Source organism: Nonomuraea sp. H19, from assembly GCF_052068215.1.
Classification (GTDB): Bacteria; Actinomycetota; Actinomycetes; order Streptosporangiales; family Streptosporangiaceae; genus Nonomuraea.
The window spans coordinates 33,713-46,724 of record NZ_JBQHCV010000007.1 but is presented as its reverse complement, the minus strand read 5'-3'; the positions used below and the strand labels follow the sequence as shown (position 1 = coordinate 46,724).

Sequence of the window (13,012 nt, the reverse complement as noted above, 5' to 3'; positions counted from 1 at the left end):
CTAGCGGATTCCTTCCGCGAGCGGTCCGAGCGCGAGGGCCGGGAGGAAAGTGAGGGCGACCAGGATGATCGTCACGCCGACGACCAGGCCGACGAACTGCGGCCGGTAGGTGGGCAGGGTGCCGGCGCTCTCGGGGACAGGTGTCTGCCTGGCCAGCGAACCGGCCAGAGCCAGGGCCAGGACGATCGGCAGGAACCGGCCGAAGACCATGCCCAGGCCCAGTGTGGTGTTGTGGAAGGTGGTGTTCACGCTGACGCCGGCGAAGGCGGAGCCGTTGTTGTTGGACGCGCTGGTGTAGGCGTACAGGATCTCCGACAGACCGTGCGGACCGGAATTGAGCATCGCCGCGCGGCCGGCCTCGGTGCCCATCGCCACCGCCGTGCCGACCAGCACCAGCACCGGGGTGACCAGGAAGTACAGCGAGGCCAGCTTGATCTCGCGGGCGCCGATCTTCTTGCCCAGGTACTCAGGGGTGCGGCCCACCATCAGGCCCGCCACGAACACCGTGATCACGGCCAGGATGAGGATGCCGTACAGACCCGCGCCGACCCCGCCCGGAGCCACCTCGCCGAGCAGCATGTTGAAGATCAGCATGCCGCCGCCGAGCGCGGTGTAGGAGTCGTGGAAGGAGTCCACCGAACCCGTCGACGTCAAGGTGGTGGAGGAGGCGAACATGGCCGAGTTCGAGATGCCGAAGCGAACCTCGCGGCCCTCCATCGCCGCGCCGATGGCCTGCGGCACCGTGCCGCCCGCGCTCAGCTCGGCCCAGTTGGTCAGCACCACGCTGATGGTGAAGATGCTCGCCATCACGCTCACGATCGCGTACCCCTGCCGGTTGTCGCCCACCATCCGGCCGAACGTGCGCGGCAGGCTGAACGCGATCACCAGCAGCAGGAAGATCTCGAACCAGTTCGTCCACGACGTCGGGTTCTCGAACGGGTGGGCCGAGTTGACGTTGAAGATGCCGCCGCCGTTCGTGCCCAGATCCTTGATCGCCTCCTGCGACGCGACGGCGCCCGGGGTGAACGTCTGCTCGCCGCCGGTCAGCGTCGTCCACGTGCTGTGATCGGCGAACGTCTGGATCGCGCCGCCGGCCACCAAGACCAGGGCGGCGACGAACGCGATCGGCAGCAGGATGCGGATCGTGCCGCGGACCAGGTCCACCCAGAAGTTGCCCAGCGTGTCGCTCTTCTTGCGGGCGAAGCCGCGGACCAGGGCGATCGCCACCGCCATGCCGACGGCCGCGGAGACGAAGTTCTGCACGGCCAGGCCCGCGGTCTGCACCAGGTGGCCCATCGCGGACTCCCCGGAGTACGCCTGCCAGTTGGTGTTGGTGACGAAGCTGACCGCGGTGTTCCAGGCCAGCGCGGGCTCGACCGGCTTCATCCCGAGGGACAGGAACAGGTGGCTCTGCAGGCGCTGCAGGCCGTACAGGAACAGGATCGACACCATCGAGAACGCCAGCACGCTGCGCGCGTAGACGCCCCAGCGCTGCTCGCCGTCGGGTTGGACGCCGAGCAGCCGGTAGATCACCCGCTCGGCGGCGTTGTGCCTGGTGCCGGTGTAGACGCGATACATGTAGTCGCCCAGTGGTTTGTAGCACAGGGCCAAGGCGAGCAGCAGGGACGCGATGAACAGGATCCCGGCCAGAGTCGAGGACATCAGAAACGCTCCGGGAACAGCAGCGCCGCGACCATGAAGATCACCAGGCCGGCGACCGCGACGAGACCGGCGGCGTTGACGGCGCTCACAACCGCTCCACCGCCCGCACGACCAACCCCAAGACCACGAAGACCGCGATCGTCAGGGCGACGAAGACGACGTCCGTCATCCCCACTCCTCAATCTGGACTGGTTCGTTTCCGCCGCCCCTGTCCGGGCGGCTCAAAGGCAAGCAAATCCTGAGATTTGAGGGGTTTGGCCGTTCTTGACGGGATCCATACGGTCGCGGCCCAAATATTGATGGCATTTCTACGCCCCGGCCCCGAGAGGGCCTGTTCGGCATGTCGGGGCCTATGCCGTCATCGGCCCATTGCCGCTCGGGAGCCGTCAAGACGGGCGGCTCGGCGCCATGATGACCTGCGTGATCAGACGCGCCTGACCCCGGATCCCGGGCCACAAGTACACCGGGGCTGTGCAGGCATCGGATGATGGGATCGGCGCGCCGCAGGCCGCTGCACGCGCCAGGTTTTGGTCTTCACGCCACCGTGCGTGAAGATCTGGGGCGGGAGCGGTACGAGAGCCTGCGGAGCAGCACCTCGGCGGGGCCGCGGTAGCCCGCCACCCGCATCCCCTCCGCCAGCAGGATCGACACCAGCCAGACGCCGATGGCCAGCCCGAAGGTGAGGGCGAAACTCATGTTGTCGCTCAGGCCCAGAGTGAACGGGTAGAACAGCGTCACCCACACCACCGATTGGAACAGGTAGAAGGTCATCGAACGCTGACCCAAAGCGGCGAGTGCCGTGGTGACCCGGCCGCCCCGGACCTTGATCGCGACGAGGCCGATGGCGGCGGCCAGGCCGATGCCGCCTGCGTATCCGGTCAGGTCGTGTGCGATCGCGACGCTCCAGCCGACGGTGACCGAGGTGTTCGTCCACGCGCCGGCGGCCAGCAGGGCGGCGGGGAGCCTGCCGATGACGGCTATGGCGATGAAGATCACGGTGACCCGGGCCAGCAGCGGCGCGTGCCGTTCGGGCTCGTCGAGGATCCTGCGCCTGGCGGCCCAGATTCCCAGCAGCATGCCCGGGACGACCATGATGGTGGAGATGGCGGTCTCCACCGGCCACGTCGGGATGCTAGCCACGACGTGGGCGCCGAAGGTGGGCTCCATGAACTGGGCCATGGTGACGGGCCCGGCCTGGGCCTGCACGCTCTGCCAGGCCAGCAGCAGCGTTGCGGGGATGAGCGACAGGAGGCCCGTCCACAGAAGTACCGAGTCCCGCGCTCGTACGAGAGGGGCGAGCACCAGCAGTATCATCCCGTAGACCGCGATGATGTCGAGCGGTACGAGCAGCACCGAGTGGGTGAAGCCGATGGCGATCAGCCACCAGGCCCGCCGCCGCATCAGCTTCCTGATCGAGATCCAGTCGCTGCCTCGGGCCTGCTGACGGTGGGCCAGTTGGCCGAGCCCGTAGCCGAACAGGAACGCGAACATGTCGCGGGCCTGGTTGTCGGCCAGGAGGGACTTGATGAACTTCGCGGCGGTGTTGAGCGCGGCCGGGCCGATGTTCCCATCGCTGACGAACGCGGGCGCGTGCGCCAGGGCGATCAACAGGAGCATGACGCCACGCGCTAAATCCGGCGCGAGTGATCTCGCGGTCACGCTGGTGGGGGCGGTCAGGGTCATGCCGATTCCATCCGTTTCCTAGACGCCGAGTCGCGATAGTACGCGTTTATTGCTCGGCAAACGCTAGTTTGCCTTCATGATTTAGTCAACGTATGCAGCAGCTCATTATCCCGTTCTTCCTGGTAAATCAGATAAAGATTTGCAATGACTATGTAGGCGAATGCAAGAGATGTCACGGCTTCTTGCAATGATGTGCTCGCGAACGCAATACTGTTTTCCCGGCACTCAGCCGGCCGAGGATGACGAACAGCGGGAGGCGACTACCGATGCCGGGAGGCAGGCTGACCTACCAGGACCGCCAGCACATCGCCAAGGGCCTGGCCGAAGGCCTCACGTACACCGAGATCGCCAGAAGCCTGCAACGGCCGATCTCGACCATCACCCGCGAGATCGCTCGCAACGGGGGAGCCGGTGGCTACCGTGCCGACCGGGCGCAGCAGGCGACCGCGGGCCGCGCCCGCCGGCGCCGGCCCACCTCACCGGCGCCGCCACCGGCCGCCGACGCGCACGGCCGCGACCCGCGAGCGGTCCGCGACCTGGAGGAGCAGTTCACCGGGTCACTGATCCAGACGGGGCTGTCACGCATGACCGCTCGCGTGCTCACCTGCCTCTACACCACCGACAGTGGCAGCCTCACCGCCGCCGAGCTCGTCCGGCGTCTTCAGGTCAGCCCGGCGTCCATCTCCAAGGCCGTCGGCGAGCTCGAACAGCAGGGTCTGATCCGGCGTGAACGCGACCCGCGCCGACGCCGCGACCGGTACGTCATCGACGCGGACGTCTGGTTCCAAGGCTGGCTCGTCAGCGCCCGGCAGAACGCTGTGCTGGCCGAGCTCGCCCGCAAAGGAGCCGAGGTCGTCGGCGCCACGACGCCGGCCGGCGCCCGGCTGAAGGACGTCAGCCAGTTCTTCGACCACGTGGGCCGCCACATGATCCAGGCAGCCGAGGACTGGCGACAGGCCTCCTTTGCCAAGTGAACGACCAACCGTTAGTCGCTGTCCGACGAACTTGGTGAAGATCTCCACGAGCCGAGCGACCCCGGCAGGCCCACGCCGCCATCACGCGGGCTGTCCTCGTCACCACCCTTGCCACACCGGCGGCGACCGCGCTTCTCGCGACCGTGCTGGACACCTGGACGCTGCTGATCGGCCCCGGCCTTGGCCCAAGTCGCGCGCCGAGTCAGAGTGCGGAGCCCCTGCTCATGGCAGATCGGCGGCCGTTCGTGTGATCGCGTACATGGGCGGAGCAGTTGTCGTCTTGGGCGCCGGGGGTCAGTGCGTGTTCGACGACAGGCCGGTCGCCCCGCCCACCCGGTCCAATGCGATCGTGCTTTCCCGGCGTAGCCGTACCGCCAGGAGCGAAGCCCACCCCCAGCCCACCAAGGCCACGAGGCGAAGCAGGAGGCTCAGGGGTTGTGAGTTCTCACCGCGCTCCGACAGCACGCCGGACAGCATGTAGATCGTCGGCAGTGCCGCCCCGGTGACTGCACACGAGACCGCCCATCGTCGCTCGCCCAGCGCAGTGAACCGCCGGGTGAACACGAAGCAGGCCGCGATCAGCGAGACCACCACCACAAAGAAGCCGACCCCGTGCAACACGTAGCTCATGCCGGCGTCGGTGGGCACGCCGGTCGGCGCTCCCTGCGGATAGCCCCACCCAGGGGCGGTGCGGAAGAGCCCCGCGATGACTAGACCGGTTCCGAAAGCGCCCATCAGCAGTGGTCCCCACGTCCCACCGCGGCCGGGATGCAGCATGCGCCGCATCCCCACCGCGAACGCGACGTACAGCAGTCCGGTGACCACGAAGTTGGCGATCTGAATCCAGCCCAGGTCGCCCAAGCTCAGCAGGCTGAGCGGCTGCCGCCGGGGGTCGAAGCCGGGACGCGTGTAGTCCTGGATCAGAACCAGAACGATGAACAGCGGGCCGGCGACAGCGCCGCACGCCAGTAAGGACCTGGTCAGCCACATCTTCCGCCTCCTTAGCAGTGCTAAGGCCATCATGCTGCCTTAGCGCTGCTAAGCTGTCAACCGATGAGCGAGACCAAGCGCCCGGCACTCAGCAGGCACACCCTGATCGAAACGGCGCTTCGCCTGCTCAACGAAGTCGGCCTCGACGGGCTGACCGTACGCAGGCTCGCCACCGAGCTGGGCGTGCAGTCCCCGGCGCTCTACTGGCACATCCGCACCAAGCAGGAACTGCTCGACGGCATGGCCGACGCGATCATCCTGGCCGCCGGGATGGGCCCGCCCCGCGAAGGCGAGAGCTGGCAGGACTGGCTCACCGGCCGAGCTCACGCCTACCGGGCCTCGTTGCTCGCCCACCGCGACGGTGCCCGCCTGGTCGCCAACGCGGCCAGCATGAGCCCGGCGACGATCAGACTGTTCGACGAGGAGCTCACCGCGCTGGTCGCCTGCGGGTTCACCCCACTGCTTGCGCTGCGTACGATCGGGAGCTGCACCAGCTACATCAACGGCTTCGTCCTCCGGGAACAGGCCGAGCGGCAAGAGAGCGCGGACGAGCCGTCACAGCGGCTCGCGGCGGTGACCGCCCTACTGGAGCGCGGAACGGATGCCACCTTGCTCCTGGCGATCCGCGAAGGCGGCAGCACGCTCGGGGACGAAGCCTTCGACCACGGCCTTCGCACCCTGATCGACGGCACGGCCGCCGCGCTCCAGCGCTCCAGCGCCCTCTGACACCTGGCTCGTTTGGCCCGCGGAGACCTGACGCTGGAGGAGCACAACCTCAAGGGCTCCCACGCGTACGGCAAGCGCACGATCAGTGCGAGCTCGGTCGAGAACTATCTGCACATCGCCCGCTGACCCATCCCCGCGCACTCAGAACGGAGACATCGACATGATCACCGCCGTCCATACCGCCACGGTCAGCAGGGGTGTTGCCCTGAGATCATCTCGCGGTCGCAGACGGCTCTGGGAACACGCTCCCAGAGAGAATCCTCCAAGAGGCCGAAGAAACTCGGAGCACGGGAAAGTGGCGCCGCACCCGGACCGCAGGCTCGGCCCCGGCCGGCGGCGGATCCTCGCGGCCACCTTCGCCACCGCCGCCGACGCCACCGCCCGCCGCAATCCGCACGCCTTCTACTACTTCGGGCGGCCGAACGAGCCGGGGCTGCGCGGCGGCCAGGTCACCTTCGGTCAGGACATCACGCTCGACGGGGTGCGGTTCGTGCGCGACCTACGGGTCAGCGGCCCGATCATCTTTACCCCGGACGGCCGCGCCACCGCAACCCTCACGGCCGAGACCGGCGGACGCACCCACGAGGTGAAGCTGACCTGGACGGCGTTCTCCACCCGACCAGCCCTGTCCGGCACCTTCGACGGCGTCCCCTTCGACTAGGCCATATGCCGAGGATCCCACGAGACGGGCCGATGACCTTGGTACCGTCCGGTCCAGCCGGCACGGCCCCGGCCGCTCTGCCGCGAGCGCGCTTGTGTGCGGGGTGAGCCAGCTCATCGCGGTCACGCTGGTACTGATGAGGACCGCTTCGGTTTGGTCGCTTCCTGGGTTGGAGATGGTCACCGGCCGGCGCGGTCCAACCTGATTTGCGCCATATGACGCTGCATGGTTCGTCTATCCTCCACAGCTATGGATCTTCGAGGCAAGACCGTCGTCGTGGCCGGCAGGTTCCGTACCGAGTCCGTCGCGAAGCTGAGGATGCGGCTTCAGGGGGCTGGGGCGAGCGTCGTGGACGAGGTGCCGCGGACGGGCGGGCGGATCGCCGACCCCGCCGTCGGACCTGCCGCGGCCCTGGTGGTCGCCGACGAGGACCGCCTGGACTCTCCGGACGACCTCGACGCCGTTCTGGCCTGGACCGTCGACCGCCGCTTCTCCTGGCCTGTCCGCTGGGGCGGTCTCGACGTCGTCGCGAGCGTCGAGGCGGCGTCCGCTCTCCTTCGTCTGGCCTGAAGGGGCGCACCAGCCGCCCGGCCCTGAGCGGCCCGATGCCGCCACCAGAGGCTTGAAGCGCGTCGTCAACTCGGTCGGATCGGGGTGGAGACTGACATGGTGTCTCCGTGAAAGCGGAGAGATCAGGCGTTCTGCAGAACGCGGCAGAGCTGGGCGGCGTAGGCGCGGGGGTGGGTGGTGTTGCCGTTGTGGCCGCCAAGGAACTCGTGCAGGTCGGTGCCGAGCAGGTCGGCCAGTGCGACGGCGCACTTGTAGTCGAAGACGGTTCGCGGGGTGGTCTGTCCTGCGACCGGGACGATGCGGGTCGGGGCGGTGGTCAGGGCGGCGACATCGATGGTGTCGTGGAGGATGGCAGTGAAGTCGTGCTCGACGAAGAAGTCGAAGTTGCGCGTCCGCTGGGACGTCATCGGCTGCGGGGTGAGGCCGGCTTCGGCGTCGGGGTTGGCGGGGTCGATGCCGAGCACCTGGGCGACCACCTTGAAGGTCGCACCAAGGCCGTCCCTGCGGTGGATCTCCTGGATTTCCCGCAGTTCCGCCTCATGGTGGGCGCGCTGTTCGGCGGGGAGCAGGCGCGGTGTGACCGGCTCGTGCGCGATGAGCATGCTGATCTGGCCGGGGTGACGCAGGGCCAGGTGGAAGCCGATCGAGGCGCCGAGGCTGCAGCCGAGCATGAGGGCGGGTCCGTCGGTGAGTTCGGCGAGCAGGTGGTGCACGTCGTCGGCGTGCTGGGCGAGGGTCACGCCCTGCGCGGGGTCGGTCAGGGTGCTGCGGGACAGGCCCCGGCGGTCGTAGGTGATGACGGTGTAGGCGTCGGTGAGCTGGTCGACGAGGTCGGTGCTGCGGCCGGCGTCGCCTTCGCCGCTTTGGGAGATCAGCAGCGTCGGACCGGTGCCGCGCACTTCGTAGTGGAGGGTGGCGCCGGGGACGGGCAGGTGGCCGGTGGTCATGGTGGTCATGGCGGGTCCTTCGCTGAGGGCTGTGTTGCCTTGGGCACGATCACCGTAAAGCATCAATTCTGATGCATCAACTTAGATGCATCTTCTCTGATGTATCTTGGGTCGCATGAACGGAGTCGACCTGTTCCTGCTGGGCCGCACGCTGATGAAGATCGGCGAGGAAGCGCTGCCTACCGAGGGACTCGGCGAGCAGCCGGCCAATGCCCGCACGGTGCTGATCGTGGTGAGCGATGTGCGCGCGCACCCCGGATCGGCGGTCGGCGAGATCGCCTCCCGCACCGGCCTGCCTCAGAGCGCGGTGTCGGCGGCCATAGCCCGGCTCCGCGAGGCCGGTGCCGTCATCACCGAACCCGACCCCCGCGACCGCCGCCGACTCCTCATTCGGCCCGCACCCCAGATCTCCGACCGTGTGGGGCAGGTCCGCGCGACCTCGATCGACGCCGCCCTGGCCAAAGCCCTGGACACCACCGACCCTCAGCAGGTCGCCGAGGTCACCACCTTGCTGGAGAAACTCGCACGGCACCTGGCTCCGCAGGCGCTCACCCGCCTGCGCGACTGAGTGGCCCTGCACCCACTCAGCCTGTCACCACTCGACTCCGACGACTGGACACGCCCTGGACAGACCCATTCCTTGAGTTCCTTTGGGCCTGTTCGGCCTCTCTAGCGGCCATGCCACGCAGGGCGGGCGCGGTTGGCGTCAGTCAGCCCGCAGGAGGGTGTGCAACTCGGCGGTTTCGAGGATGTGGGCCCGTGCGGGAAAGACCTGATGGAGCAGGACGTCGTGCGCTTCGGGGTCAGGGTCGGCGACGCCGTCGGCCAGGACGTAGAGCTGGTAGTCGCGGTCGGCCGCGTCGAGGACGGTGGACAGGACGACGCCGCTGGTACTGATGCCCGCGATGATCAGAGTCGTGATGCTGCGTTCGCGCAGCCGCTGATCGAGGTCGGTGGTGGATAGGCCGCCGTAACGGATCTTACGCACGATGATGTCTCCGTCCTGGGGAGCGAGACGTTCGTGGATAGCGGTGTCAAGGTCTGCGTGGTGCATGAGACGGTGCTGGGCGATCGGTGCGAAAGACCTGTTGGTGGGCGGGATCGCAGCCCAGTCGGCCTCGGTGAAGCCGACCCGGACATAGGCGATGGTGCCGCCCCTGGCGCGAACGTCGGCGATTGCCTTTTCCATGCGTCCCAGCAGGGCTTCACTGTCGCTTTCGGGTAGCAGCGCGAGGATCGCGGGCTGATAGTCCATGACGAGCAGGGCGGTGTGCGCGGGGTCGAGCGCGGGGGTGGTGCTCATGCGAGTGTTTGCCTTTCTGGTGGCGCCTGTCCGGCGTTCTGCAGTTGGAGCGTGCGGTCGTGTCGAGGAAGGAGGAGCGAGGTCGCCAGGAGCAGGAGACCGGCGATCGCGATCGCGGTGCGGGGACCGGTGAGGCCGGCCAGCGGGCCCCACACGCCGGTCATGGCCGCGATGGTGGCTTTACTGGTGATCGACCAGGCAGACAGCGTGCGGACGACCCGGTCCGACGGGAGCTGTTCGAGCCGGTAGGTAGCGAATACCGGGTTGAACACGCCCATGCAGGTGATCAGCCCGAGTTCGACGGCGATGACGAGGAGGAGCCCGGTGGGGCCGGGGTGGATGAAGGCCAATCCGAGTGGCCAGCACGCGCGCAGCGTCCCGGCGGTGAGCATGACCTTGTGTTGTCCGAACCGTGCGAGGAGCGGGCGGGCCAGCCGCGAGCCGATGAGGCCGCCGATGCAGGGGACGCCGAAGGCGAGGCCGTACTGCCAGGGTGCGAACCCGAGTTCGCCGAGCATGAGGACGGCGAGCAACGGTAAGGCTGCCATGATCAGGCCGCTGACCAGGACGGTGTTGAAGAACAACGGGCGCAGCGCCGGGCTGGCGAGGATATAGCGCCATCCCTCCAGCAGGTCGCCGACTCCAGGCCGGGGCGGTGTGGCGGTTCTCTCGGGACGTGGCTCCCGCCCGCCGATGGCGCGGATCCCCGCGGCCGAGAGGAGGAAGCTGGCCGCGTTGGCCGCCACGCTCGTCACCGGGCCCACCAGCCCGATCGCGGCGGTGCCGAGCGGCGGCCCGAGCGCGGTGGCGGTCCAGGTCGTGGCCTCGAACCGCCCGTTCGCAACGAGCAGGTCCTCGGACGGGACGAGCGCCTTCAGGCATGCTCCGCTCGCAGCGGTGAAGGCGATGTCGGCCGCGCCGACAACGACCGCCACAACCAGGAGCTGAGCGAAGCTCAGCCAGCCGAGCACGTAGGCGGCGGGAACGCTCATCAGCGCCGCGAACCGGATCAGGTCCATCGCGATCATCACCGGCCGTTTGCGCCGGAACTCCACCCACGGCCCGAGCGGCACCGCGACCACCGCCCCGACCGCGAGCCCCGCGGCGGCCAGAACCGACACCTCGGTAGGCCCTGCGTCCAGAGCGAGAATCGCGATCAGGGCGAACGCGTCGAACGCGAGCCATGTGCCGAACGTGCTGACCGCATATGCCGCCCAGAACCACCTGAACTGCCGCCCCAGGGACCTTCTCAACGCGCACCCCGCCATCTCTAGGAAACAACCACTCGTTGATTTGAGAGATCAAAACGCGCAGCTAGTAGGCAGGTCAAACAACCAGCCGGCCGAAGGAACACAACTATGAGTTGTGCGCTAAGGTCGGTGGCTGTGGATCTCGATGCTGTGCGCACGTTCGTCGCCGTCGTGGACACCGGCCAGTTCCAGGAGGCCGCCGCAGATTTGTCGATCACCCAGCAGGCCGTCTCCAAGCGCATCGCCGGGCTGGAGAAGGACCTCGCCGTGCGGCTGTTCACCCGCACTGCGCGCGGGGCCCGGCTCACCATCGACGGGCAGGCGTTCCTGCCCCACGCGCGCGAGCTGCTGCGCGTCGCCGAGCGCGCGGTCGCGTCCGTGCTGCCCGGCAGCCGTCCGCTGCGCGTCGACGTGATCGCCTCACGCAGCGCGGCCTCGGGCCTGATGCGCGGCTTCCACCGGGCGCACCCCGAGATCGAGCTCGACGTGGTGATGCTGTTCGATGTCGAGACGGCCGTCGCCGCCATTCGGTCCGGCGCGATCGACGCGTCCTTCCGCGCCGTCGGCGTGCCCGGCCGACCCCTTCCTGAGGACATCGAGTCCGTCCGGGTGCTCGACGAGGCGCTCCAACTCCTCACCGGGCCCGCCCACGCGCTGGCGGGCGCCCGGTCGTTGACCGTTGCTCAGCTCGCCGGCCACCGGATCTGGATGCCCGGCATCGTCCCCGGCACCGAGTGGGCCGCCTACTACGACGATCTCGTCGCCGAGTTCGGTCTCACCATCGAGGCGACGGGCCCCAACTTCGGCTCCGACGCGCTCCTTGACACCATCGCCGACACCCCGGCCCTGGCCACTTTCATGGGCGAGCAGACCCGCCTGATCTGGCCTGCCGACCACGGCCTGCGCCGCATCCCGGTGACCGGCCCGACGCCCGTATACCCGCACTCGCTCCTGTGGCGCCGCGACAACCCCCATCCAGGGCTGGCCACCCTCCGCGCCTACCTCGCCGCCACAACGGCCAGCCACGACGCTGCCGGGATCTGGACGCCGGGCTGGGTGATTCCGCGCTGAAACGCCGCCGCGTCTGCGACCATGGCCAGGCGCGGGAACGCTATGGAAGATCCGAGGAACTCAACTCAAGCTGCAGCAGCCACGCGCGGCGCGAACTTCTGCGATTTCACGGCGAGAAGCGGCCCCACTTCGCTGCCGAAGATGGCCGCCGCCAGCCGCAGGTCGACGTCAGGACAGCGCAGGCCGGACGGCGATGGCCTCGCTGTACGGGAAGATGCCGACGACGCCGCCGAGGAGCCGTTGTACGAGCCGCAGGTGAAGAAGCTTTGCGTCAGCCCCGTCCGAGGACGCAGAACTCGTTGCCCTCCGGGTCGGCCAGGACCTTCCACGGAACATCGCCCTGGCCGACGTCGGCGGCGGTGGCGCCCAGAGCCCGTAGCCGGGCTACCTCCGCCTCTTGATCCTCAATGGGGTACGGCAGCAGGTCGAGATGGACGCGGTTCCACACGGTCTTCACGCCGGACGTGCGAATGAACTTCAGATACGGGCCGACACCCTTGGCGGAGCGCAGCAGCGCATGATCGTCGGTGACCTCGTGCAGGGTCCAGTCCATCGCCTCGTCCCAGAACCGGGCCATGGCCCGCGGATCGGCGCAGTCGACCACCACCGCGGCGATCGGCCCGGTGTCCCGGTAGATCGATCGAGGCTCCAGCACGCAGAACACGTTGCCCTCCGGGTCGGCCAGGACTGTCCACGGGACGTCGCCCTGGCCCACATCGGCGGGCGTTGCACCGAGCTTCTGCAGGCGCGCGACCAACTCCGCCTGATGGGCGGCAGAGGTGGTGGCGAGGTCGAGGTGCACGCGGTATTTCACCGTTTCGGGGTCCGGGACGGTGACGAGATCGACGTAGAAGGCGTCGGGGTCCGGCCAGGCGAAGCCCTCGGGTTCGAGGTTGGTCACGCCGGGTCCCTCACTGGAAACACCCCAGCCGAGCGCCTCCGCCCAGAACCGGCCGAGCGCCGAGTCATCCCGGGCCTTGATATTCACCTGAACAAGTCGCAGCGCCATGCCGCCGATCATATGCCTGGGTAGTTGGGCGTTATGAACGAGCCAGTGGGCCATACGCCACCCCCGGCCCGCGGACGAAACCGTCGGCGCTTCGCTCCGGGCGCTCCACGTTGATCTGCGGCCCGGCGACGGCGGGTTGGCGGCGACGACGAAGGGCCGGAACGCC

The 13,012-nt window shown here is 68.4% G+C and carries 14 protein-coding genes; 6 read left to right on the top strand and 8 right to left on the bottom strand.

Annotated elements, in window-relative coordinates; all coding sequences use genetic code 11:
* The 3 genes from kdpA to ACTMTI_RS16630 all read right to left on the bottom strand — a co-directional run bounded on the left by kdpA (position 1) and on the right by ACTMTI_RS16630 (position 3,345).
* Complete coding sequence (kdpA, locus tag ACTMTI_RS16640) at positions 1-1,662, bottom strand: potassium-transporting ATPase subunit KdpA (protein WP_441121250.1); 1,662 nt, start codon at positions 1,660-1,662, stop codon at positions 1-3.
* A complete protein-coding gene (locus tag ACTMTI_RS16635) occupies positions 1,662-1,751 on the bottom strand; it encodes a potassium-transporting ATPase subunit F (protein WP_441121249.1) in 90 nt (29 codons plus the stop codon). The genes kdpA and ACTMTI_RS16635 overlap by 1 nt, the downstream gene beginning before the upstream one ends.
* Before the next feature lie 445 nt (positions 1,752-2,196).
* Positions 2,197-3,345: a DUF418 domain-containing protein gene (locus ACTMTI_RS16630; protein WP_441121248.1), complete on the bottom strand. Its 1,149-nt coding sequence runs from the start codon at positions 3,343-3,345 to the stop codon at positions 2,197-2,199.
* A 266-nt stretch (positions 3,346-3,611) separates the two neighbouring features.
* On the opposite strand from ACTMTI_RS16630, the gene ACTMTI_RS16625 reads away from it, so the two are divergent.
* Positions 3,612-4,319, top strand: a complete 708-nt coding sequence (locus ACTMTI_RS16625) for a MarR family transcriptional regulator (RefSeq protein WP_441121247.1) — start codon at positions 3,612-3,614, stop codon at positions 4,317-4,319.
* A gap of 294 nt (positions 4,320-4,613) precedes the next feature.
* On the opposite strand, the gene ACTMTI_RS16620 is transcribed toward ACTMTI_RS16625, so the two are convergent.
* Entirely contained in the window at positions 4,614-5,309 is a 696-nt protein-coding gene (locus ACTMTI_RS16620; RefSeq protein WP_441121246.1) for a DUF998 domain-containing protein, read from the bottom strand.
* Between the two features lie 63 nt (positions 5,310-5,372).
* On the opposite strand from ACTMTI_RS16620, the gene ACTMTI_RS16615 reads away from it, so the two are divergent.
* From ACTMTI_RS16615 to ACTMTI_RS16605, 3 genes are all read left to right on the top strand, one after another.
* On the top strand, positions 5,373-6,035 hold the full coding sequence (locus tag ACTMTI_RS16615) for a TetR/AcrR family transcriptional regulator C-terminal domain-containing protein (protein ID WP_441121245.1): 663 nt from the start codon (positions 5,373-5,375) through the stop codon (positions 6,033-6,035).
* A gap of 295 nt (positions 6,036-6,330) precedes the next feature.
* Positions 6,331-6,696: a hypothetical protein gene (locus ACTMTI_RS16610; protein ID WP_441121244.1), complete on the top strand. Its 366-nt coding sequence runs from the start codon at positions 6,331-6,333 to the stop codon at positions 6,694-6,696.
* Positions 6,697-6,945: 249 nt separating this feature from the next.
* Positions 6,946-7,266, top strand: coding sequence for a hypothetical protein (locus tag ACTMTI_RS16605; RefSeq protein WP_441121243.1), 321 nt, complete (start codon positions 6,946-6,948; stop codon positions 7,264-7,266).
* A 122-nt stretch (positions 7,267-7,388) separates the two neighbouring features.
* Here ACTMTI_RS16605 and ACTMTI_RS16600 read toward each other — a convergent pair whose 3' ends face one another.
* Positions 7,389-8,222 (bottom strand): alpha/beta fold hydrolase, encoded by an 834-nt coding sequence (locus tag ACTMTI_RS16600; protein ID WP_441121242.1) that lies wholly within the window; start codon positions 8,220-8,222, stop codon positions 7,389-7,391.
* Positions 8,223-8,328: 106 nt separating this feature from the next.
* On the opposite strand from ACTMTI_RS16600, the gene ACTMTI_RS16595 reads away from it, so the two are divergent.
* Positions 8,329-8,781 carry a MarR family winged helix-turn-helix transcriptional regulator gene (locus tag ACTMTI_RS16595; RefSeq protein ID WP_441121241.1) on the top strand — a complete coding sequence of 151 codons (453 nt, stop codon included), beginning with the start codon at positions 8,329-8,331 and terminating at the stop codon, positions 8,779-8,781.
* A gap of 138 nt (positions 8,782-8,919) precedes the next feature.
* On the opposite strand, the gene ACTMTI_RS16590 is transcribed toward ACTMTI_RS16595, so the two are convergent.
* Both ACTMTI_RS16590 and ACTMTI_RS16585 read right to left on the bottom strand, forming a co-directional pair.
* Positions 8,920-9,516: a cysteine hydrolase family protein gene (locus ACTMTI_RS16590; RefSeq protein WP_441121240.1), complete on the bottom strand. Its 597-nt coding sequence runs from the start codon at positions 9,514-9,516 to the stop codon at positions 8,920-8,922.
* Positions 9,513-10,769 (bottom strand): MFS transporter, encoded by a 1,257-nt coding sequence (locus ACTMTI_RS16585; protein WP_441121239.1) that lies wholly within the window; start codon positions 10,767-10,769, stop codon positions 9,513-9,515. The genes ACTMTI_RS16590 and ACTMTI_RS16585 overlap by 4 nt, the downstream gene beginning before the upstream one ends.
* A gap of 126 nt (positions 10,770-10,895) precedes the next feature.
* Here ACTMTI_RS16585 and ACTMTI_RS16580 point away from each other — a divergent pair, with 126 nt between their 5' ends.
* Complete coding sequence (locus tag ACTMTI_RS16580; protein ID WP_441121238.1) at positions 10,896-11,837, top strand: LysR family transcriptional regulator; 942 nt, start codon at positions 10,896-10,898, stop codon at positions 11,835-11,837.
* Positions 11,838-12,108: 271 nt separating this feature from the next.
* On the opposite strand, the gene ACTMTI_RS16575 is transcribed toward ACTMTI_RS16580, so the two are convergent.
* A complete protein-coding gene (locus ACTMTI_RS16575; RefSeq protein WP_441121237.1) occupies positions 12,109-12,846 on the bottom strand; it encodes a VOC family protein in 738 nt (245 codons plus the stop codon).
* Positions 12,847-13,012 lie beyond the last annotated feature (166 nt).